Origin of the sequence: uncultured Roseobacter sp. (assembly GCF_947492555.1) — a bacterium.
GTDB lineage: Bacteria > Pseudomonadota > Alphaproteobacteria > Rhodobacterales > Rhodobacteraceae > Roseobacter.
The window spans coordinates 362,941-383,959 of record NZ_CANLNE010000003.1 but is presented as its reverse complement, the minus strand read 5'-3'; the positions used below and the strand labels follow the sequence as shown (position 1 = coordinate 383,959).

The following is a 21,019-nucleotide window of genomic DNA, read 5'->3' as shown; positions in this document are numbered from 1 at the left end:
AAGAACGTAGAGACAATGACGGCCTCTTCAATTACTGCGAAGTACTTTGGCGCCAGGACCGTTTCATGTGTCGGTTTCTGCCATTTCTGCAGCTTCCCAACCTACCAGCTTGGGAAATGGCGTCACAACGTCGTCTGAGTAAAATGGCAAATTGTCGAACCAACCGTTCGCGCTTGCCGTTGCCAGCGCTTGAAAGATCGTTTCCACATTCAGTTTTCGCCGGATTGATACCTGCAGGGAGTTATTCCCTCCATATGGCGAACTCATGGTCAGCGCGCTGGCCGGGTGCGAACTTGTAGCCAAAGTGTGCAGAAACCGGAGTTCCTGCGCTGACAGAGTATTGTCGTCTAAGTTCGTCAAAGAGGCGCAGTGTTGGAAACCTTCTATTGCGAGCTGAGCCACGGCTTCTAGGTCCGAACGGTTGAACCGGATATTCTCGCTAAACTTTTCTTCGCTGTCCGAAGATGAAAACGTGACTGCGATACGTGCGCCATTTGGCCGTGTGCTCGCATAGCACATTCCCTTGGTCCCGACATTGTGCTCTTCCCTGTCATCCCAAAACTCTCTTACAAGTGGAGATGACGTACTCAGATCGCTAAACAGAAAACTGTCATTTCCGGACTTTGCTTCCAGAAAGACTGGATCGACGAATTGATATGACTTCTCCTCGTGTCGCCGAAGCCAATTTTGCCCGTATGACGTACACATGCGCGATGAAAAGTTTGCGGATCGTCCCTGCTCGACAACAAACAGAGAAAAATGCTGGAATCCTGAGTTGGTTGCGGCCTGCCATAGAAGCTGCGAAAGCTCGGTAAGGTTGTCGCACACACTGATCGAGTTGGCCAGTTCCTCCATGTCATCCGTGCGAAACTGGATGGCATCAGACTCTTCGATGATATGCGAAATCCTTTTCAGCCCCTCCATAACTTGGGATGGTCGCTGTGCATCATTACCGATGGCTTCTTCCAGAACTGCTCTTACCCAGTGCGACATGGTCTCTTTCCAGCTGCCTTCACCTTGGTATCGATAGCTCTGGTTAATATAGGCTAAATCTTGCCGATAATTTCTGACTTTTTTTCTGTATGTTAGCAGGATTCAAGAAACTATCCGCAACCCATCGGCATATTACCGCTGACTCTAAGGAGTATTGTTGAGTGTCGCCAAAAGCTCCGGTTGCGATCCAGAAATAAAAAGCGCGAATTGTCGCGGCTTGGTTGGCCGAAGTTGGTTTCTATCCTCTTTCATATGGTCGAAAATAATGCGGGAAGCTACTCGCCATTTATGTCTAGGGACCAAAAAACTCGCAGTGAAGTCACTCATATTAAGGGTATCAAGCTGACCTGAGCGATCTTCGGAGCCAGCAGCAGCATAGATCAGACACTCTTGCCTATTCATTCTGTTTACAGAAGCGTCTGTTTGCGTGACCTGAATCCAAAATAGCTTGGTTACAGCAGGACCCGGACAGCGCTGGTCAGAACGGGATATCGTCGCAGCCGGTCACGAATTTCGCCACGACCTTCTTTACGCCTGCCTTTTCAAAGGCAATCTCCAGCTTGTCGCCTTCGATGCCCTGGATGGCACCGTAGCCGAATTTCTGATGGAAAACGCGCTCGCCGACGGCGAAACTTGAAACCGCTGACATATCGATCACGGTGTTCTTGCTTTCGCGGGGCTGGCTGACCGGGCGGTCCTGGCTGCGCGCCTGCAGGCGGCGCCACCCCGGTGAGTTGTAGACGTTTGCCTCGGCGGCCGCATTGTGCAGGTTCGATGTCGGTGCCGCCGCGCCATAGCCGCCACCATAAAGGCCCGGCGGGGTCAGCACCTCCACATGGGTCTCGGGCAACTCATCGATAAAGCGCGAGGGCATGGAGGATTGCCACTGGCCAAACACCCGACGGTTGGCGGCAAAGGAGATCGTGCAGACCTCTTCGGCCCGCGTGATGCCCACATAGGCCAGCCTGCGCTCTTCTTCGAGGCCCTTCATGCCGCTTTCATCCATCGACCGTTGCGAGGGAAAAAGACCGTCTTCCCAGCCCGGCAGGAAGACCACGGGAAATTCCAGCCCCTTGGCCGCATGCAGCGTCATGATGGACACCTTTTCGCCGCCGTCATCGGTTTCATTGTCCATGATCAGGCTGACGTGTTCCAGGAACCCCTGCAGGTTCTCGAAGTTGTGCAGCTGGTTGATCAACTCCTTGAGGTTTTCCAGCCGCCCCGGTGCTTCGGGCGTCTTGTCGTTCTGCCAATGGGCGGTGTAGCCGCTTTCATCGAGGATGATTTCGGCAAGCTCCACATGGCTTACATCGGGGGGCCCATACTCCAGCTCGACCGGGCCCTCGTCGATCACATCGTCGGTCTCAGAGACGGAGATCAAGCGACCCTTCGTCATCTGGCCCCAGCGGTCGATCCCGTCAACAAGCTGCGCCAGCGCCGCGCCGCCTTTACCGCCGATGGCGCGTGTTTCCACCACCAACCGCGCGCCTTCCAGCAGGGAAACCCCGTTTTCACGGGCGATGCGCTGAATGGTCTGCCGCGCCTTGTCGCCGAGGCCGCGTTTGGGCGTATTCACGATCCGTTCAAAGGCCAGATCGTCATCAGGGCTGACAGTGATGCGAAAATAAGCCATCGCATCGCGGATCTCCATCCGCTCATAGAACCGCGGACCGCCGATGACGCGGTAAGGCAGCCCGATGGTCAGGAACCGATCCTCAAAGGCACGCATCTGGTGGGAGGCGCGCACCAGAATGGCCATCTGGTCGAGGCCAAAAGGTTTCATGCCCCGCGTACCGCGCTGCGCCGCCTCCACTTCCTCGCCGATCCAGCGGGCTTCTTCCTCGCCATCCCAATGGCCGATCAGACGCACCTTCTCGCCCTCGGTGAGATCGGTGAAAAGCGTTTTACCCAACCGGCCCTCATTGCCCTCGATCACGCCGGAGGCCGCGGCGAGAATATGCGGGGTGGAGCGGTAATTCTGTTCCAGCCGGACCACATGGGCACCCGGAAAATCCTTTTCAAACCGCAGGATATTGCCAACCTCGGCCCCGCGCCAGCCATAGATCGACTGATCATCGTCGCCCACGCAGCAGATGTTCTTGTGTCCGCCTGCCAGCAAGCGCAGCCACAGGTACTGCGCAACATTGGTATCCTGATATTCATCCACGAGGATGTAACGGAACCAGCGCTGATACTGCTCCAGCACATCCGGGTGGGTCTGGAAAATTGTGACCATATGCAGCAGCAGATCGCCGAAATCCGTGGCGTTCAGCTCGATCAGGCGCCGTTGGTATTGCGCATAGAGCGCGACACCGCGGTGATTGTACGCCCCCGCATCACTGGCAGGCACTTTTTCGGGCGTGAGAGCGCGGTTCTTCCAGCCGTCAATGATGCTCGCCAATTGCCGCGCAGGCCAGCGCTTGTCGTCGATCCCGTCGGCCGCCACCAGCTGTTTCAGCAGCCGCAGCTGATCGTCCGTATCCAGAATGGTGAAGTTGGATTTCAGCCCCACCAGTTCCGCATGGCGGCGCAGCAGCTTCACACAGATCGCATGGAAGGTGCCCAGCCAGGGCATCCCCTCGATCTGCTGGCCCAGCATCTGGCCTACGCGCTTTTTCATCTCGCGCGCGGCCTTGTTTGTGAAGGTCACGGCCAGGATTTCGTTGGGCCGGGCAGACCCGGTGTTCAGCAGATGCACGATGCGGGCGGTCAGCGCGCGCGTCTTGCCTGTCCCCGCCCCGGCCAACATCAGGACCGGCCCGTCCAGCTTCTCCACCGCTTCGCGCTGCGCCGGGTTCAACCCGTCCAGATAAGGTTGCGGTCGCGCGGCCATCGCCCGCGCCGACAGCGATGCGCCATCAAAGGCGTCCATTTCATCGTAACTGCTCATGGCGATATCGTACCGAAGTCAGGCGGCGATTTAAAGCTATGTTCTTATAATGTTCAATAATCTGCACATCGGATCCAAAACGGCTCAATCTGACGAAAACTGGACTTAAAAACCAATCACATGCAGGCTACCGCCCCTCAAAGTTTAAGGAATTGGAAATGTTACCACTTCATCCCTTGGCATGAGGGTGCACAAGGAGTGTGTTAGTGGAAACCGCAGAACAGACTAAGAAGCTTGCGGAAATCGTGACGCAGGAAAATGCCAGCGCCAAAACCCGCAAGTATGGCGTGGTGGCGCTTTTGATCGTCATGGCGGCGGCCAACATCTTTGCGAACATCAAACTTCCCTACCCGATTGTCGACCGCATGCTGGAGGCCGACATCAAGGAGGAAGCCAAGCTTTGGCGCAAACGCGTTCTGGACCAACTCAGTCACGGCGCAGAGACGTTCGAGCTGACCACCGAAGCAGACCCCTCGGGCGAAGACTTGAGCGCCTATGGCGGTGTCGGCGGCAATCAGCACGGCCTCACCGATCTGGACATTTCCTTTCTCAGCCAGATCACGCGCGCCTCGGACATCTACCGCTTCAAGATGTTCGACGCCGAGGGTCGGGTTTTCTGGTCCAGCCGCCCGTCCGATATCGGGGCAATCAACACCAAACCCTACTTCATCGGCGAGGTGATGAATGGCGAATCTTACTACAAACACGAGATGAAACCGGCATCCGAAGTAGATGACTTTGAGCTGCACGCCCTAGCCGATACCAATGAAATGACGCGCGAAGTGGCCGAGGTCTATACGCCCGTCGTCCTCAACGGCTCGGTGATCGGGGCGATCGAGTTTTACACCGACATCACGAAAAAGCGTGACACGTTTGCGTGGCGTATCGAGTGGTTGATGATGATTGTCTCGACCATCTTCATGACGATTTTTTCCATCATCGTTTTGTCCGTTCTGCGACGCGGACGGCGTCAGATGCACGAGCTTGAGACGCGCACCACCAAGGAACGCAAAAGTCTGGAGCGTCAGATGCAATTGGCCCGCGAAGTGAGCCTGCTGGGTGAGCTGAACGAGTGGCTGCAGTCAAGCCGGTCACTGGACGAATTGTTCGAAATGGTCGCGCGTTTCATGACGCATATGCTGCCTGACTGCGAGGGCAGTGTGTATGTCTACTCCAACTCCCGCGACGTGTTGGATGGTGCGATTTCCTGGAACGAGGGCGACCACAAGGCCCATATCCATCCCGAAGAATGCTGGGGGCTGCGCCGGGGCCGGACCTATGTTTACGGCACGTCCAGCATTGATTTTGTCTGTGAGCATGCCGAACCACATGATGACCGGCCTTACTTCTGCTTCCCGATCCTTGCGCATGGGGAAACCGTTGGCCTGATGCATCTGAAAGCGAAGACGATGATGTCTGTCGATGCCTTCAAGGAATATCAGAAGCTGGCGCAGATGTGCGCAGAACAGATCAGTCTGGCCATTGCCAACGTTCAGATGCGCGATCAGTTGCAGGAACGGTCCGTGCGCGATCCCTTGACGGGGCTCTTCAATCGCCGCCACATGACGGACTATCTGCGCAAGATGATCCAGAGCGCGCAGCGAACCGAAGAAGTATTCAGCATGCTGTACCTCGACGTCGACCACTTCAAGAAATTCAATGACAACCACGGCCATGATGCGGGTGACATGGTGCTGCGCACGGTTGGCGAGGCGCTGGAGCGGGCCTGCGATGGCGATGAAATCGCCTGCCGGATGGGAGGCGAGGAGTTCATGCTCCTGCTGCCAGGCACGGATCGGAAGACCGCCGAAAGCCGGGCGGAAAAGCTGCGCCGGGCGATTGAGGCGATCACGCTGCGCTACGGCGAAAAGAACCTGCCCCGGATCACGGTGTCGGTCGGCGTGGCGCTTTTCCCCGATCACGGGCACATGCCGCAGGACCTGCTGCGCGTCGCCGATGACGCCATGTATGAGGCAAAGGCGCAGGGCCGCAACCGGGTGGTCCTGGGCAGCACCGAGGTCGACGCCTTTGACGGGGACGCCGAGGCAGAGGCGGACCGTGCCTTTGAGGAACACGCCAAGGTCGGGACCCTTCCGGCGGCCAGTTGAACGCCACCGAATGGCGCGTGCGGAAAGCGGGCAAAGGACGCTTTCCGCGCCGCCCATTGGTTGCTAGCTTCGCGCCATGGACCTGCACAATACCTACCCCGGCCTCGTCGATCTGCGCCAGCGCGCCCAGCAGCGCATCCCGAAATTTGTCTGGGAATACCTTGACAGCGGAACCGGGCAGGAAGCCACAAAGGCGCGCAATCGCAAGGCCTTGGACCGCATTGGCTTTGTCCCTTCCATCCTGCACGGCGAATTCGATCCTGACTTGAGCACGCCGCTCTTTGGGGACACCCTGCCCCTGCCATTCGGCATCGCGCCCGTTGGCATGTCGGGGATGATCTGGCCGGATGCCGAAGCGCATCTGGCCCGCGCCGCGGGTCGGGCGGGCATCCCCTACAGCCTGTCTACCGTGGCCACCCAGACCCCCGAAGACATCGCCCCACACCTCGCCGCGGATGGCTGGTTCCAGATGTATCCACCACGCGACGAGACCATTCGCACCGATATGCTGAACCGCGCCCGTGCCGCGGGTTTCTCAACGCTTGTGTTGACGGTAGACGTGCCGGTTGCCTCGCGCCGCGAGCGCCAGACGCGCTCTGGTCTGACGCTGCCGCCCCGGCTGACGCCGCGCCTGCTGGCCCAGGTCGCCCTGCGCCCCCGCTGGGCATTTGAAATGGCGCGGCGCGGATTGCCCCGGATGCGCACGCTGGAGAAATACGCCAGCGAGGCCACCACGGCACTCTCGTCCACGGCGCATGTGGGCTATCTGCTGCGCACCTCGCCCGATTGGGACTATGTCGCCTGGCTGCGTGATGCGTGGGACGGCCCCTTGCTGATCAAGGGCGTTCTGCGCGCCGACGACGTGCCCGCCTGTGAAAAGATCGGTGTGGACGGGTTTTGGGTGTCCAATCATGCGGGGCGCCAGTTCGACGGTGCGCCCGCTTCAATCGAAGCGCTGCCGCACGTCCGCGCCGAAACGGACCTGCCGATCATCTTCGATTCCGGGATTGAGGGCGGGCTCGACATCCTGCGGGCACTGGCAAGCGGCGCGGATTTCGTCATGCTGGGCCGCGCGTTCCACTTTGCCCTTGCCGCCCTCGGCCCTTCAGGCGTCGATCACCTCGTCGATATTCTGCGGAAGGATCTGATCGCCAATATGGGACAATTGGGCGCGCAGAATCTGGCAAGCCTGCCGCCCCCCATCGTCCTCTCTTAACCTGGATCGACCCCAACAGTGACATGCGTGTTCCGTGCGAGCAGTCCCGGTCGTGCACGCCCCCACCCCGAGCGGCCAGGACATATCTAACCATCTCGAACTCTGTGTCAGAAGGGATCACATGACGTTGGCACCCCGGCCAATATGCACGCTGTCCAGACGTCAGGGAAGTTACCGGGAAGCTCAATCAGCAGGGAATATCCCTGCTCCAACGGCGTTTACAGAGGGTTCAACCTTCGCAAAACGCCGTTCAAACACGGATTCTTGCGATATACCCACTACTACGTGTTGTTGCAGTTACCCAAACGTCATACACGTTGCTGCACCTGCACAATAGCGCGAAAGACCGGAGCCCCCTATGACTGACTTCCGCAAAATCCTGATCGCCAACCGCGGTGAGATTGCCATCCGCATCATGCGCGCCGCCAATGAGATGGGCAAGAAAACGGTGGCCGTTTATGCGGAAGAGGACAAGCTTGGCCTGCACCGGTTCAAGGCGGATGAGGCCTATCGCATTGGCGAGGGGTTGGGGCCCGTCGCTGCATATTTGTCGATCGATGAAATGATCCGGGTCGCGAAGGCGTCCGGCGCGGATGCGATCCACCCAGGGTACGGGCTGCTGTCGGAGAACCCCGATTTTGTCGATGCCTGTGATCAGAACGGCATCACCTTCATCGGTCCGCGCGCGGAGACCATGCGTGCCCTAGGTGACAAGGCCAGCGCCCGTCGGGTGGCCATGGAGGCCGGTGTGCCGGTCATCCCCGCCACGGAAGTGCTGGGCGACGACATGAAGGCCATCAAATCGGAGGCGAAAGAGATCGGTTACCCCCTGATGCTCAAAGCCTCCTGGGGCGGCGGCGGGCGCGGCATGCGTCCGATCCAAGGCGAAGATGAGCTGGAAGAGAAGGTGCTGGAGGGTCGCCGCGAGGCAGAGGCCGCCTTTGGCAATGGCGAGGGCTATCTGGAAAAGATGATCCTCAAGGCGCGCCACGTGGAGGTGCAGATCCTCGGCGACAAGCACGGCGGGATGTATCACCTTTACGAGCGGGATTGCTCGGTGCAGCGCCGCAACCAGAAGGTCGTGGAACGCGCCCCTGCCCCCTATCTGACCGACAAGCAGCGCGAAGAGATTTGCGAGCTGGGCTACAAAATCTGCAAGCATGTGAATTACGAATGCGCGGGCACCGTCGAATTCCTGATGGATATGGACGACGGCAAATTCTACTTCATCGAAGTGAACCCGCGGGTGCAGGTCGAACACACCGTGACCGAAGAGGTGACCGGCATCGACATCGTGCAGGCGCAAATCCTGATCGCGGAGGGCAAGAGCATTGCCGAGGCGACGGGCAAGCCCACGCAGAAAGACGTGCAATTGAACGGCCACGCGCTGCAGACCCGGATCACCACCGAGGACCCGCAGAACAACTTCATCCCCGACTATGGCCGCATCACCGCCTTTCGTGAGGCCACCGGCATGGGCATTCGTCTGGATGGGGGCACGGCCTATTCGGGCGGGGTGATCACGCGGTATTATGACAGCCTGCTGGTCAAGGTGACCGCCAAGGCGCAGACGCCGGAGGCGGCAATTTCCCGGATGGACCGGGCCTTGCGCGAGTTCCGTATCCGGGGCGTCAGCACCAATATCGCCTTTGTCGAGAACCTGCTGAAGCATCCGACGTTCCTCGACAACACCTACCACACCAAGTTCATTGACGAGACGCCGGATCTCTTCCAGTTCACCCGCCGCCGGGATCGCGGCACCAAGGTCTTGACCTATATCGCGGACATCACGGTGAACGGGCACCCGGAGACCAAGGACCACCCGCGCCCCGCAGCCCATGTGCGGAACCCCAAGCCGCCCGCGCTCAAGGCAGAGCCAATGATGGGCACGCGCAACCTGCTGGAACAGAAGGGGCCCCAAGCGGTTGCCGACTGGATGAAGCAGCAGCGGCAATTGCTGATCACCGACACCACCATGCGGGACGGGCACCAATCCCTGCTGGCGACACGGATGCGCAGCCATGACATGATCAAGGTGGCCCCGACCTATGCCGCCAATCTGCCGCAGCTTTTCAGCGTGGAATGCTGGGGTGGCGCGACCTTTGACGTGGCTTACCGCTTCCTGCAGGAATGCCCCTGGCAGCGCCTGCGTGACTTGCGCGCCGCCATGCCCAACCTGATGACCCAGATGCTGCTGCGCGCCTCCAACGGCGTTGGCTACACCAACTACCCTGACAATGTGGTGCAGGAATTCGTACGGGTGGCGGCCAGAACTGGCGTCGATGTCTTCCGCGTCTTCGACAGCCTGAATTGGGTCGAAAACATGCGCGTCGCGATGGACGCAGTGATCGAGAACGGCAAGGTCTGCGAGGGCACGATCTGTTACACCGGCGATATCAATGATCCGGATCGCGCCAAGTACAATCTGAAATACTACGTCGATATGGGCAAAGAGCTGCGGGACGCGGGCGCCCATGTGCTGGGCCTCAAGGACATGGCGGGGCTGCTGAAGCCCGCCGCCGCCCGTCAGTTGATCAAGGCGCTGAAATCCGAAGTTGGCCTGCCCATCCACTTCCACACGCATGACACCGCAGGCGTAGCCTGCGCCACAATCCTCGCAGCCTCCGAAGCAGGCGTGGACGCAGTGGATTGCGCTATGGACGCGCTCTCGGGCAACACGTCCCAGGCGACACTTGGCTCGGTCGTGGAGGCGCTCAAGCATACGGATCGCGACACCGGGCTGTCCATGCAGGCGGTGCGCGAAATCTCGGATTACTGGGAAGAGGTGCGCAGCCACTATGCGGCCTTCGAGACCGGCATGCAGGCCCCCTCCTCCGAGGTTTATCTGCACGAGATGCCCGGCGGGCAGTTCACCAACCTCAAGGCGCAGGCTGCCAGTCTGGGTCTGGAAGACCGTTGGCACGAGGTGGCGCAGACCTATGCCGATGTGAACCAGATGTTCGGCGACATCGTGAAGGTGACACCCTCATCCAAGGTGGTGGGTGACATGGCGCTGATGATGGTGTCGCAGAACCTCTCCCGCGCAGACGTGGAGAACCCTCAGACCGATGTCGCCTTCCCCGACAGCGTTGTCGATATGATGCGCGGCAACCTTGGCCAGCCTCCCGGCGGTTTCCCGGCTGGCATTCTGGAAAAAGTGCTGAAGGACGAAAAACCCAACACCGAACGCCCGGGCAAGCACCTGCCGCCCGCCGATCTGGAAGCACTGCGCAAGGAAGCATCGGATGCAATGGAAGGCCGCGAGGTCGATGATGAGGATCTGAGCGGCTACCTGATGTATCCCAAGGTCTTCCTCGACTACATGGGACGGCATCGCACCTATGGCCCCGTGCGCGCGCTGCCGACGAAAACGTTTTTCTACGGCATGGAACCGGGCGAGGAAATCTCTGCCGAGATCGATCCCGGCAAGACGCTGGAAATCCGGTTGCAGGCGGTGGGCGACACCAACGAGGATGGCGAGGTCAAGGTGTTCTTCGAGCTCAACGGCCAACCCCGCGTGATCCGCGTGCCCAACCGTCTGGTCAAGGCCAGCACGGCGCAGCGGCCCAAGGCGGAAGTTGGCAACGCCAATCATATCGGCGCGCCGATGCCCGGTGTCGTCGCCTCGGTTGCGGCCAGTGTCGGCGGCAAGGTCAAGGCGGGCGACCTGCTGCTGACGATAGAGGCGATGAAGATGGAAACCGGGATACATGCCGAACGCGATGCGGTGATCAAGGCGGTGCATGTCACGCCGGGTGGCCAGATTGACGCCAAGGACCTGCTGGTGGAACTGGATTGATCCAAAGCGCACTTTGACTGGCCTCCCCGCGCCTGGATGCGCGCGGGGGGCCAAAAACTAAAAAAGGCCCCACGAAGGGGCCTTTACCTAATGCGTCTCGGCTATGGTCAGGATTTGCGGAACCGGCGCATCGCGCCCAAGCCGCCAAGCCCCGCGATCAGCATCCAACCCGCGGCTGGCAGTGGAACTGGCGAAACCGGGTCCCCCATGTACCACGCATTGATATGCGAAAACGCGTTGCCAGCGCCGGAATTTGCATTGTCATAGGTGAACCAGGTCCCGGTCAGGGCCTTGGTCAGATCGAGATTGTAGAACGCAAACCCGTTCCCATGCTTTACCGACAGACCGACTTTCTCGTAGTTGTTAGGGTTCAGGATCGTCCACGTGTTGTCGAGGATACTTATCGCCAACGACAGGTTACCGTCACCCTGGCCGCTGGCGCCATCGGGATTGCTGCCCTGTACCTCCGCGCCAGATATCCAGCCGGCGGCCGCGATCGGGCTGGCTGCACCGGTTGAGTTCCCCTGCGGACCACCGAGATTGCCACAAATGGAACCCGGGTCCGTCACGGACAGATCCATGCCGTCCTGCGTTGCCGAGAAATCCTTGTTCCCACAGCTTTCAATGACCGCCGCGCTCGCCGCGCTGACATTCAAGCCAAGCGCTATGATGCCGGCTGCGACAGATTTAAAAATCCAGTTCACTTCAAATCCCCTAAACCACGTGCCGCACAAGCGGCGTCTGCAGCGGGTTGAAATTCATACCCACCGCCCCAGAGCTTAACGCAAATTCCGTGAAAACCCAAAGCGGCAAGACCATCGAACTCAAAAAACCCCGGCATCGGGGGTACAATTTCCACCACCGGTGGAAAATCTCAATCGTGATGACCAGTAACACCCCGGCACACAACCAAAAGCCGACGGGCTTATCGGAGTGAGATCGGGCGCGGAGGGCGAATCAATTCCGACCACGGTTCGGTTTTCCATGTCGCTTTCCCGGTATCCATGGCAGGAAGATCGCATGCAGATATCGTCCTTCTCCATCCTCGTGCCCGACTATGAAGCGGGCCTCGCCTTCTTCGTCGACATACTGGGGTTCGACCTTGTCGCGGACATACCTCAGGGCCGGAAAAGATGGGTCGAAGTGCGGGCACCGGGCGCGGCACTCTCCCTCATCCTCGCACGTGCGGATGGCGCGCAGCAGGAAGCCATGATCGGCCATCAGGGCGGCGGCCGGGTATGGCTGTTTCTGGAAACGAAGGATTTTGCACGCGACCATGCCCGCCTGCTGGCACATGGCATCGTTTTCGAAGAAAATCCCAGAACCGAGCCTTATGGCACGGTGGCCGTGTTTCGCGATCCTTTTGGCAACCGCTGGGACCTGATCCAGAAAGCCTCGTAAGCGGGCGCGCGTGTTGTGACATGCGCGGTGAAAACCTGCCAACTTTTTTGGATCGCGAGCCGATTTTTCACTTGCAGGCAGCGAGCAGCGCAGGTATCTCACGCCTCACCCAAGGATGCGGGCGTAGCTCAGGGGTAGAGCATAACCTTGCCAAGGTTAGGGTCGGGCGTTCGAATCGCCTCGCCCGCTCCAATGGGGACCATTCACGAAGAATCGCGTCTAAAAGAGAGACCTGTCTTTCGTTGGGTTTCGGTTATTTGATCGGCAGCCGTTCACAATCGGAATATGTGATCCTTTTGGTCGGCCAAATGCTGAAAGCAGACATTTGGCCACGATGCTTTTCGTGATCGCCTTTCAGCAAGGCGCAGGACGTATGGAAGTAAGACAGATATGACCCGTCTTACCCATTGGTTGCTCGGCAGCAGCTTGAGAAACCTCGCCTGTAGTTTCAGCCTTCCAGCCGTCGGCTGGTGTCTTCGGTCCGATCTCCGGATGCCATTCTGGAGAATGCAACACGCCAGCCCTCGGCGAGCTCAGGCACCATCGCCAACTCCGCCGCATCCTCCTCGGAAATACGCCGCGTGAGGCGCGCAGCCGTAACGCGCCTGACCGACCAGTCGGGCTGTCGGCGCTCAATGAGCTGCACCTCGTTACCCACCGCCACCCGGCCATTCTCCAAAACCCGGTAGTACCAGCCCGTCCGCCCTGTCTTCTGGAACAGATAGGCCATACGGCTGTTCCGGGTATGCTCGGACACCTTCCAGCAAGGCTGTCGCCCTTGACTGATCTGAACGACAGCTGTTCCGAAACGCAGGATATCTCCGACACATAGCATATCTTCGGTCATGCCGGACGTGGCGACATTTTCGCCGAATGCAGCCGGGATCGTCCCCACCGGAATCTCTCCTTCTGCTATCCATGATGCGTAGTGGTCCGAAGCATAGTGGTGGATCGCCTTGTCACATCCCCCGTGGTTCTTGAGATCGGCCTGCGCATCCTCAACAAATCCGTTTTCATCGATCAGCATGGGGCTGGTGACCGCCGTTTTGCCAATCGCCGAGGGCTCCCGGCCCTCCCAGCGATTTTGTATCTGGCCAACGAAAAGCCCGTCTATCCGGGATGTCAGGGACGCCGTCATACGCTCTCCTGTTCATGACAAATCTGATTTCCTTCATCAGGTGACAGCGTCACGTCCAACAATGCGCAAAAGGGAACACCTTCAACGTTTCGATGATGAATGCAGGTTTTGCACAGACCGAATTCGCGGCCCTCATTTTCAGCGAGCGCATTTTGAAGCGCGTTGCGCAGCAAGCTTTGCAAGGCGTTCTGATCATCCCTGCCGAGCGCAGACACTGCACTTTGCAACGGCGCAGGGCGCTCCGCGGCCATGCGTCCCGCTTGCGTCAACTCATAGCTGATAACCCGTCTGTCATGCTCTGAACGATGCTCCTTCACGTATCCTTTCTGGAGTAGGGATTTCAGCGATTGGGTTGTCGTTCCCCGAGTTGTTCCAAGATAATCCGCTACATGCGACGGGCTTCTGGAAAATCGGTTGGCCCGACAAAGATAGCCGAGTACGGCGCGCTGCGAGGGGTTCAAATCCCCTGCCCAGCCAGCGGCCGCATCCAACCTTGCAAGTCGGTTTATCAGTTCACGGATATGCGTATCTGTTGCCATGGATACAATGTATCGAGTCGAAATTATTATTGCAATAGTTTCGACTCGATATTAATAGTGAGTCGAAATCACTTGAAAGGATACGACATGACCAAAACTCTCTTTGCCCTCTCTGCAGGTATTGTCCTTCTCGGCGCGACGGCCTTCGCGGCGGGCAATCACGATCACGGGCACGCGGTCACCCAGAAAGGCGCAGTTCTCTCAGATGCAGATGGCACAAAGGTTGCCTCATTCGACATTCTGGCGGCACATGCACACCGCACCGGCAATGTCGTCACGTTCCATATGACCACAAACGGCATGGCGGGCGCCGATGTCCCTCACCCTATTGGTGAAGTGGGCGGTTCGACCGTGTTGTCCTATGTCTGGCCCACGTCACTGGATCCTTCCGCCGTCGGTTTCGAAAGCGGCACGGGAATTCTCGCGCTGGCGGCGACCAGCCACCCCGACTTTGACGACACGCCGCTCTATGATGAAAACAACGATGGCGATCCAACCAATGACGGCGTGATCTGGCACAGTCATTGGGTGGTTCTGACGCCGACCGAGGCATGCGGCGTGGGCGCGCTTGCCGTGCGCGATATTCCCGAGGGGGAGAGCCCCCAACTCCCGGCGACTTGGCCAGGTTTTCCGATCTTTCTCGACAGTCCGGGGTTCACACCGCTTTTTGATGGTCCGGAGATTGCGATCAACGTCGGCTTTCGAAGCGATGTCGAATTGGCAGGCGTCGCCTACGACGGCGTGACATCTGCCTTGCGCGTGAATGCGAACATTCATTCACCTCTGCTCTGCGTCGTGGATGTTTTCGATGTCGCCTCTGGCGATCTGAGCTTGCCCGGAAAAATTAAGTAAGAGCCAACCCTGGGGGGCCAGTGGCCCCCCTATTTCTTCAAGGTACCGCTCTCTGGTATACGTCAGGACTGAGGGTCAGGGCTTTCGGAGGAGCCGGTTCTCTCTCCAGCCAGATTGGTCGCCAGATGCCAGGCGCGACACTTGCCGCCTTCTGAAAGGGAACTAGCCATTCATGTCCTGTAGCAAGCGCCCGTGTTTTTGAGTGGCCTCCAGCAGGTTGCCAAACGTGCGAAGACCTTTGCCCTCAAGCAACGGCAAAAGCTTGACCAAGGCCTGCGCAGTCGCTTGAGCATCGCCGAGCGCGGTATGACGTAGATGCGTTGGCAAGCTCACCGCCAGACGATCGCAAAGCGCATCGAGGGAGTGCTCCTCATTGGTGCCGAAGACCACGGCAGACAGGAGCACGGTATCCAATACCGGATGGTTCCACTCCACTTCCATGTCGGATTGGAACCTGCGCAACAAGCCTATGTCGAAAGGCGCGTTATGCGCGACGAGAACGGCATCTCGGGCGAAGTGGTGAAAGCTGCGACCAGCCGTTCCGATATCAGGCGCTGCTGCGACATCGGCATCAGTCACACCGTGAATCTTCGTTGAGGCGGGCGGGATGGGACGGCCGGGATTGACATAGGTATCCAGCACTTCACCCTCGACAATCCGACCATTCAGCACCCGTACGGCGCCCAGCTGAACGATCGCATCCTTTTCGACCGACAGACCGGTTGTCTCGGTATCAAAAGGCACGAAGCAAAGATCGCGCAACGGCATTTCCCTGATCTCTTTTGTCTCGGACGCATTCATCAGATCGAAATCAAACACCAGTGGACGCGGGTCTATCGGCGGGCTTTTCACCGTCTTTACGTCCAGACAGAGCATATGACCATCGCCACCCAGGGCTTTCAGCCTTGCGTTGAAATCGCCATTTCCAGCGGTGTTCTGCAGTGTAAAAGTTACCTCTCCCGCCCCTTTCGACAACTTATCCATCGCCTCATGCAGCGGGCTGAGGTCGAAGTAATCGGCGAGCGGTGCTTTCAAGCGCGGCGGCGCAATCTGTGACAGCACGTCAGCAGCCTGCGCATCATAGAGCACGATTTCCCGTGCCGGATTGAGCAGGATCGTTGCAATCGGGATTTCGGTGAGCAACGCGGTGAGCCGCGCGCTCTCCGCTTTCAGCCGCTCCGTCTCGCGCGCGACCTCGGCGGCAGTGTCCATGACCGAGCTGTTCATCGTCTCCGACAGCGCGCTGGCGGCGGGCGCCAGATCGCCGAGATAGCGCGCCGCTTCGGTATCGACGGCACAGTCGACACCGGAGTGCGCGCGCAGGCGCAGATCGGCCGAGAGGCGCGTGATGGGTTTGGCCATATTCTCGTCGAACAGCAGCCAGATGCCGAGCGCGAATCCGGTATTCAGAAAGGTGAAGGCAACGAATGCGGTGAGAAAAGGCGCCGCGGGCAGGCCCGCGTCGCCGCGCGACCAGCCAAAAGCCAGCGCCCCCGCCGCCAGCGCCGCACTCGCAAATGCCACGAGGCAGAAGAAGAGAAAGACGCGAAAGCGCAGGGAGAGGTTCGTGAACATCTCAGGTCTCGCACACCAGTGTCAGGATCGGATCATCCGCGGGCATTGTCTGCCAATCAGCATCGGACACAGTGCCATCCGCGGCAAAATCAGCCCCGTCAATCAGCAGGGCGGATTGCGACAGCCTGCAATCAAACAACATCGGGGCCTGGTTGACCGGCGACCAGCGGCCAAAGAAATAGATATCCGCAAGCCGCTGATCGGGCAGGTTCGGGTGTCTACGCGCCGTGCCCGTGTCGACGGCAGCAAAGCGTTTGGTATAGGGCCACACTTGGGTCCACGGGCGTAGCCAGCCTTGTTCCTCAACCGTTGTGGCGATCTGCACACCCTGGGGCAGTCTTTCTGCAGTACGTCCAAACCAAGTGTATTCATTGGAGATCGTCATGCCGATCATGCCCGCGCCCGCAGCGACGGGCATGACCCACTTCGGTAAACGGCGCCCGGTGATGATGTTGAGCAGCATGGCAACGCCAGCACAGGCGATCCCGGCGAAGATGGTAGCGATGAGTTCGACAAACATGGACCTATCCTAACGCGCCTTTGCCCGATCCCACAGCGGATTGCATCGTCTTGACGACCACGAAGGCGTCGCGCAGGTGGCTGCGCTCGAAATCCGAGAGTGTGGCGGGATCGAGATAATTGTTCGGTTTGTTACCCGCCTTGATCTGCGCCGCCTGATGGTCGAGCCGCGTCGTCGCGATCAGGTCATAGGCGTGCAGCAGGTCTGCGCCGCCCGAGGCTGAAAGAACTCCGGCCTTCTGGGCGGCGTCGAGCCGCGCGCGGGTGTTCACCGGGCTGAGGTGTCCCTGCAGCGTATAGACACGGCCGAGATCGACCACGGGCACGACACCGTTGTGCTTGAGGTCCAGCTGGTTTCGGTGCTCGCCCGATCGGATCGTCGCAAGCCCGCGCAACAGCCCCAGCGGCGGCTGGTGCTTGAGCGAGTTGGAGATCATATGCGCGGTGAAGATGGAGTTCTTCGACGCCGCCGCCAGAGTGGTCTCCTGCAAGTTGCCGAACAGGCTGTGATCGCCGCCGATGGGGCGCAGGTCGAACATCACCGAGGCGAGCATCTGTGCTTCGGGGTTTGGCGTGGCGATCCAGCCACGGAAGTAGTCCTTCCAGACCTGCAGCGGCTGGCACCAGCGCGGGTTGGTCGCCATCATGTCACCGGGGCAGTAGAAATAACCGCAAGTGTCCAGACCGTCGCTGACGTATTTGGCCAGTGCCGCGAAATAGTGATGATGCGCCTCGGTCATCTCGTCCGAGAGGATCAGGCAGTTGTCCTGATCAGACACCCCCGTCTGTTCCTGCCGCCCCTGTGAGCCGCAGGCGAGCCAGAGGTAGGACACGGGCGGCGGCCCAAGCTCGGCTTCGGCCAGCGTCAGCAAGCGCCGCGTTGCGGTATCGGCGATGTCGGTGATCAGGCGGGTGACGACCTCGTGCCGGTTGCCCGCCTCGACCAGTTGCACCAGCAGCTCCGGGATTTGCGCCGTGGCGCGCGCCATCTCGGCCGCATCGGCCGCCTTGGCCACGCGGCCCACCAGATCCGCCGACGACATCGCCTGCGCGCGGGTGAGGTCGGTTTGCGTGACGATGCCCAGGAGGTCAGCCCCCTCGACGATGGGCACATGCCCGATGCCGCGCTCTACCATCAGGTGCAGTACATCCGTCACCAGCGCCTGCGGTCCGAGGGTCAGCGGGTGCTCGGTCATGATCGAGGACACAGGCGCGTCAGGGTCATGTCCGCCCGCCACCACATGGCCCGTCATATCGCGTAGCGTGACGATGCCGCGAAAGCCCTGCGCATCGCTGACGCAGATCGACGAGATACCTTTGGCATGCATCTGCGCGGCCGCTGTGCGGATGGGGGTGTCGGGCGCGCAGGTCACCGGGTCGCGTGTCATCAGCTGCCCTACCGGCAGCGTTGCCAGATCCTTCTGATCCGAGCGCGGCGGGCGGCGGCGGTCGAAGAATTTCGCGACCGGCGCGTGGGCGTCGATCAGCGCGTAGAACGTTGCTGATGGCATCACGATCAGCGTCGTGTCCTGGGTGGTTCTAGCCGTGCGGCTGGCCTCTTCGCCCCGCAGCAGGGCCCTTTCGCCAAAGGAATTGCGGGGCCCGAGAATTGAGATTTGCACATCGGTTTCGTCGGTGACTTCAACCTCGCCAGCGACAATGATGTAAAGGCTTGTCGCGGCCTCTCCAACCACGAACACGTTTTCTCCGGGTGCGAAGTCCTTTGCCTCGCAAACCTCTGCCAGCGCATCGAGATCAGCATCCGACAGGCTGTCGTAGGGGTGCACGGAGGCGAGAAACTGTCTTTGGTGGGCCGAGAGGGGCATATGTCAGCCTCCTGAAGCGGGATGTCCTGCCCGAGGGAGGATCGGGCAGGACGGGCCTGATTTGGGAGGCGCCGCCACTGGTGGGTGGCGACGTCAGGCGGTTTTAGTGACCTTCGACGGCCACGCCTGCACCGCGGGGGATGCGCACGCTTTCGACGAGGTCCTTGATTTCCTGCGGGGTCTCCTTGGTCATGCCGGAGACAATGTAGGCCACCGTGAAGTTGACCGCCGCCCCGATCGCACCGAAAGAGGTGGATTTGATCGGGCCCAGCAGCGGGTCGGCATCCGTGAACGAATTGGTGTCCGGGATGAAGAACCAGCCCTTGTGCAGGAAGATGTAAAGCAGCGTGACCACCAGACCGGCCAGCATGCCCGCCACGGCGCCTGCGTTGTTGATGCGGGTCGAGAAGATCCCCATCATCAGCGCCGGGAAGATCGAGGCTGCCGCGAGACCGAAGGCCAAGGCCACCGTTTGAGCCGCAAAGCCCGGTGGATTGAGCCCCAGAAGGACCGCCACCACAATCGCCGCTGCCATCGAGATACGGGCCGCCAGCAGTTCGGATTTCTCCGACATGTTCGGCGTGAGTTGCCCTTTCAGCAGGTCATGGCTGACCGCAGAGGAGATCGCGAGCAACAGACCCGCTGCCGTCGACAGCGCCGCCGCGAGGCCGCCTGCTGCCACAAGGCCGATCACCCAGCCGGGCAGGCTTGCGATCTCTGGGTTGGCGAGCACGAGGATATCCCGGTTGAAGTTGGTCAGCTCATTGCCTTCCCAACCATTCTCCGCCGCCTTGGCCTGCAGATCGGCATTGGCATCGTTGTAGTACTGGATCTTGCCGTCGCCGTTCTTGTCTTCCCAGCCAAGCAGACCGGTTTTTTGCCATGTGGCCATCCAGGCGTATTCCGGATCGCTTTCGATCTGCTCAACGCTGACCGCTTCACCGCTTGTGCCATTGGGCCACATCAGCTCGGAGATATTCAGCCGTGCCATCGCACCCACAGCCGGGGCTGTCAGATAGAGCAGTGCAATGAAGACCAGCGTCCAGCCTGCCGACCAGCGCGCATCCGACACACGCGGCACGGTGAAGAAGCGCATGATCACGTGCGGCAAACCGGCGGTACCGATCATCAGCGACAGGGTGAAGAGCACCATATTGATGGTCGAGCCATGCGCTGCGGTATACTCGGCAAAGCCCAGGTCGGTCACGATCTGGTTCAGCTTGACCAGCAGCGGCTCGCCGCTCTCGGTACTGCCAAAGAGACCCAGCGCCGGGATCGGGTTGCCCGTCAGTTGTAGCGAGATGAAGACCGCCGGGATCGTATAGGCGGTGATCAACACGCAGTATTGCGCCACCTGCGTGTAAGTCACACCCTTCATGCCGCCAAAGACCGCATAGGCAAAGACCACACAGGACCCGATGAGCAGACCCCAGAAGGCGTCGATCTCAAGGAAGCGGCCAAAGGCGATGCCCACCCCCTGCATCTGGCCAATCACGTAGGTGATGGAAGCCACCAGCAGGCAAATCACCGCCACCATGCGCGCGGTGCTGGAATAGAACCGGTCGCCGATGAACTCGGACACCGTGAACTTGCCGAACTTGCGCAGGTAGGGCGCCAGCAGCAGTGCCAGCAGCACATAGCCGCCGGTCCAGCCCATCAGGAACGACGAGTTGTCATAGCCGGTGAAGGCGATCAGCCCCGCCATGGAAATGAAGGAAGCGGCAGACATCCAGTCAGCAGCGGTCGCCATGCCGTTGGTGACAGGATGCACGCCGCGCCCGGCCGCGTAGAACTCCGATGTGGAGCCCGCGCGGGCCCAGATCGCGATGCCGATGTAGAGCGCGAAGCTCGCGCCCACAAACAGCAGGTTGAGTGTAAACTGATCCATTGTTCTTATTCCTCCTCGACGCCGTGTTCACGGTCGAGCTTGTTCATGCGCCAGGCGTAAAAGAAGATCAGGATAAGAAAGACGATGATCGATCCTTGCTGCGCGAACCAAAAGCCCAGGTCGGTGCCGCCCACGGCGATCCCGGCCAGAAGCGGGCGCAGGACAATCCCGAACCCGAATGAGACCAGCGCCCAAATCGCGAGGCTGATCAGGATGAGACGCACATTGGCACTCCAATAGGCGTTGTTATCATTTGTTTGGGACATGAAGCCCTC

15 protein-coding genes and 1 tRNA gene are annotated in these 21,019 nt (G+C 59.8%); 6 read left to right on the top strand and 10 right to left on the bottom strand.

From position 1 onward, the window contains the following. Nucleotides 1-63: 63 nt before the first annotated feature. Nucleotides 64-993, bottom strand: coding sequence for an autoinducer binding domain-containing protein (locus Q1A07_RS14975; protein ID WP_299782710.1), 930 nt, complete (start codon nucleotides 991-993; stop codon nucleotides 64-66). A gap of 478 nt (nucleotides 994-1,471) precedes the next feature. Then, nucleotides 1,472-3,883, bottom strand: coding sequence for an ATP-dependent helicase (locus Q1A07_RS14970; RefSeq protein ID WP_299782708.1), 2,412 nt, complete (start codon nucleotides 3,881-3,883; stop codon nucleotides 1,472-1,474). 206 nt (nucleotides 3,884-4,089) lie between these two features. Here Q1A07_RS14970 and Q1A07_RS14965 point away from each other — a divergent pair, with 206 nt between their 5' ends. From Q1A07_RS14965 to Q1A07_RS14955, 3 genes are all read left to right on the top strand, one after another. Beyond that, nucleotides 4,090-5,991, top strand: a complete 1,902-nt coding sequence (locus tag Q1A07_RS14965; RefSeq protein WP_299782706.1) for a diguanylate cyclase — start codon at nucleotides 4,090-4,092, stop codon at nucleotides 5,989-5,991. A gap of 76 nt (nucleotides 5,992-6,067) precedes the next feature. Next, nucleotides 6,068-7,207, top strand: coding sequence for an alpha-hydroxy acid oxidase (locus Q1A07_RS14960; RefSeq protein ID WP_299782704.1), 1,140 nt, complete (start codon nucleotides 6,068-6,070; stop codon nucleotides 7,205-7,207). Nucleotides 7,208-7,565: 358 nt separating this feature from the next. Beyond that, nucleotides 7,566-11,006: a pyruvate carboxylase gene (locus tag Q1A07_RS14955; protein WP_299782702.1), complete on the top strand. Its 3,441-nt coding sequence runs from the start codon at nucleotides 7,566-7,568 to the stop codon at nucleotides 11,004-11,006. Between the two features lie 107 nt (nucleotides 11,007-11,113). On the opposite strand, the gene Q1A07_RS14950 is transcribed toward Q1A07_RS14955, so the two are convergent. Then, nucleotides 11,114-11,710 (bottom strand): VPLPA-CTERM sorting domain-containing protein, encoded by a 597-nt coding sequence (locus Q1A07_RS14950; protein WP_299782700.1) that lies wholly within the window; start codon nucleotides 11,708-11,710, stop codon nucleotides 11,114-11,116. A gap of 316 nt (nucleotides 11,711-12,026) precedes the next feature. Between Q1A07_RS14950 and Q1A07_RS14945 the strand changes: the two genes are divergently transcribed. Together Q1A07_RS14945 and Q1A07_RS14940 are read left to right on the top strand one after the other, a co-directional pair. Next, a complete protein-coding gene (locus tag Q1A07_RS14945; RefSeq protein WP_299782698.1) occupies nucleotides 12,027-12,407 on the top strand; it encodes a VOC family protein in 381 nt (126 codons plus the stop codon). A gap of 117 nt (nucleotides 12,408-12,524) precedes the next feature. Further along, nucleotides 12,525-12,599: transfer RNA gene (locus Q1A07_RS14940), tRNA-Gly, on the top strand. A gap of 256 nt (nucleotides 12,600-12,855) precedes the next feature. Here Q1A07_RS14940 and Q1A07_RS14935 read toward each other — a convergent pair. Beyond that, nucleotides 12,856-13,545, bottom strand: coding sequence for an MOSC domain-containing protein (locus tag Q1A07_RS14935; protein ID WP_299782696.1), 690 nt, complete (start codon nucleotides 13,543-13,545; stop codon nucleotides 12,856-12,858). Then, complete coding sequence (locus Q1A07_RS14930) at nucleotides 13,542-14,084, bottom strand: MarR family winged helix-turn-helix transcriptional regulator (protein ID WP_299782694.1); 543 nt, start codon at nucleotides 14,082-14,084, stop codon at nucleotides 13,542-13,544. Before Q1A07_RS14930 ends, Q1A07_RS14935 begins: the two co-directional genes overlap by 4 nt. 87 nt (nucleotides 14,085-14,171) lie before the next feature. Here Q1A07_RS14930 and Q1A07_RS14925 point away from each other — a divergent pair, with 87 nt between their 5' ends. Beyond that, on the top strand, nucleotides 14,172-14,936 hold the full coding sequence (locus Q1A07_RS14925; RefSeq protein WP_299782692.1) for a hypothetical protein: 765 nt from the start codon (nucleotides 14,172-14,174) through the stop codon (nucleotides 14,934-14,936). Between the two features lie 162 nt (nucleotides 14,937-15,098). On the opposite strand, the gene Q1A07_RS14920 is transcribed toward Q1A07_RS14925, so the two are convergent. The 5 genes from Q1A07_RS14920 to Q1A07_RS14900 all read right to left on the bottom strand — a co-directional run bounded on the left by Q1A07_RS14920 (nucleotide 15,099) and on the right by Q1A07_RS14900 (nucleotide 21,010). After that, nucleotides 15,099-16,511 carry a 3'-5' exonuclease gene (locus tag Q1A07_RS14920; RefSeq protein ID WP_299782691.1) on the bottom strand — a complete coding sequence of 471 codons (1,413 nt, stop codon included), beginning with the start codon at nucleotides 16,509-16,511 and terminating at the stop codon, nucleotides 15,099-15,101. Nucleotide 16,512: 1 nt separating this feature from the next. Then, the gene (locus Q1A07_RS14915) at nucleotides 16,513-17,031 is read right to left on the bottom strand and encodes a hypothetical protein (protein WP_299782689.1); all 519 of its coding nucleotides are present in this window, start codon (nucleotides 17,029-17,031) and stop codon (nucleotides 16,513-16,515) included. A gap of 4 nt (nucleotides 17,032-17,035) precedes the next feature. Further along, nucleotides 17,036-18,856 carry a DUF294 nucleotidyltransferase-like domain-containing protein gene (locus Q1A07_RS14910; RefSeq protein ID WP_299782687.1) on the bottom strand — a complete coding sequence of 607 codons (1,821 nt, stop codon included), beginning with the start codon at nucleotides 18,854-18,856 and terminating at the stop codon, nucleotides 17,036-17,038. Nucleotides 18,857-18,959: 103 nt separating this feature from the next. Continuing rightward, the gene (locus tag Q1A07_RS14905; RefSeq protein WP_299782685.1) at nucleotides 18,960-20,744 is read right to left on the bottom strand and encodes a sodium:solute symporter family protein; all 1,785 of its coding nucleotides are present in this window, start codon (nucleotides 20,742-20,744) and stop codon (nucleotides 18,960-18,962) included. A 5-nt stretch (nucleotides 20,745-20,749) separates the two neighbouring features. Continuing rightward, nucleotides 20,750-21,010, bottom strand: a complete 261-nt coding sequence (locus Q1A07_RS14900; protein ID WP_299782683.1) for a DUF4212 domain-containing protein — start codon at nucleotides 21,008-21,010, stop codon at nucleotides 20,750-20,752. Nucleotides 21,011-21,019 lie beyond the last annotated feature (9 nt).

Coding starts and splice junctions, on each gene's coding strand:
- Q1A07_RS14955 (WP_299782702.1), top strand. CDS start 7,566: ATGACTGACTTCCGCAAAATCCTGATCGCCAACCGCGGTGAGATTGCC.
- Q1A07_RS14970 (WP_299782708.1), bottom strand. CDS start 3,883: ATGAGCAGTTACGATGAAATGGACGCCTTTGATGGCGCATCGCTGTCG.
- Q1A07_RS14905 (WP_299782685.1), bottom strand. CDS start 20,744: ATGGATCAGTTTACACTCAACCTGCTGTTTGTGGGCGCGAGCTTCGCG.
- Q1A07_RS14900 (WP_299782683.1), bottom strand. CDS start 21,010: ATGTCCCAAACAAATGATAACAACGCCTATTGGAGTGCCAATGTGCGT.
- Q1A07_RS14945 (WP_299782698.1), top strand. CDS start 12,027: ATGCAGATATCGTCCTTCTCCATCCTCGTGCCCGACTATGAAGCGGGC.
- Q1A07_RS14925 (WP_299782692.1), top strand. CDS start 14,172: ATGACCAAAACTCTCTTTGCCCTCTCTGCAGGTATTGTCCTTCTCGGC.
- Q1A07_RS14915 (WP_299782689.1), bottom strand. CDS start 17,031: ATGTTTGTCGAACTCATCGCTACCATCTTCGCCGGGATCGCCTGTGCT.
- Q1A07_RS14935 (WP_299782696.1), bottom strand. CDS start 13,545: ATGACGGCGTCCCTGACATCCCGGATAGACGGGCTTTTCGTTGGCCAG.
- Q1A07_RS14930 (WP_299782694.1), bottom strand. CDS start 14,084: ATGGCAACAGATACGCATATCCGTGAACTGATAAACCGACTTGCAAGG.
- Q1A07_RS14920 (WP_299782691.1), bottom strand. CDS start 16,511: ATGTTCACGAACCTCTCCCTGCGCTTTCGCGTCTTTCTCTTCTTCTGC.
- Q1A07_RS14975 (WP_299782710.1), bottom strand. CDS start 993: ATGTCGCACTGGGTAAGAGCAGTTCTGGAAGAAGCCATCGGTAATGAT.
- Q1A07_RS14910 (WP_299782687.1), bottom strand. CDS start 18,856: ATGCCCCTCTCGGCCCACCAAAGACAGTTTCTCGCCTCCGTGCACCCC.
- Q1A07_RS14960 (WP_299782704.1), top strand. CDS start 6,068: ATGGACCTGCACAATACCTACCCCGGCCTCGTCGATCTGCGCCAGCGC.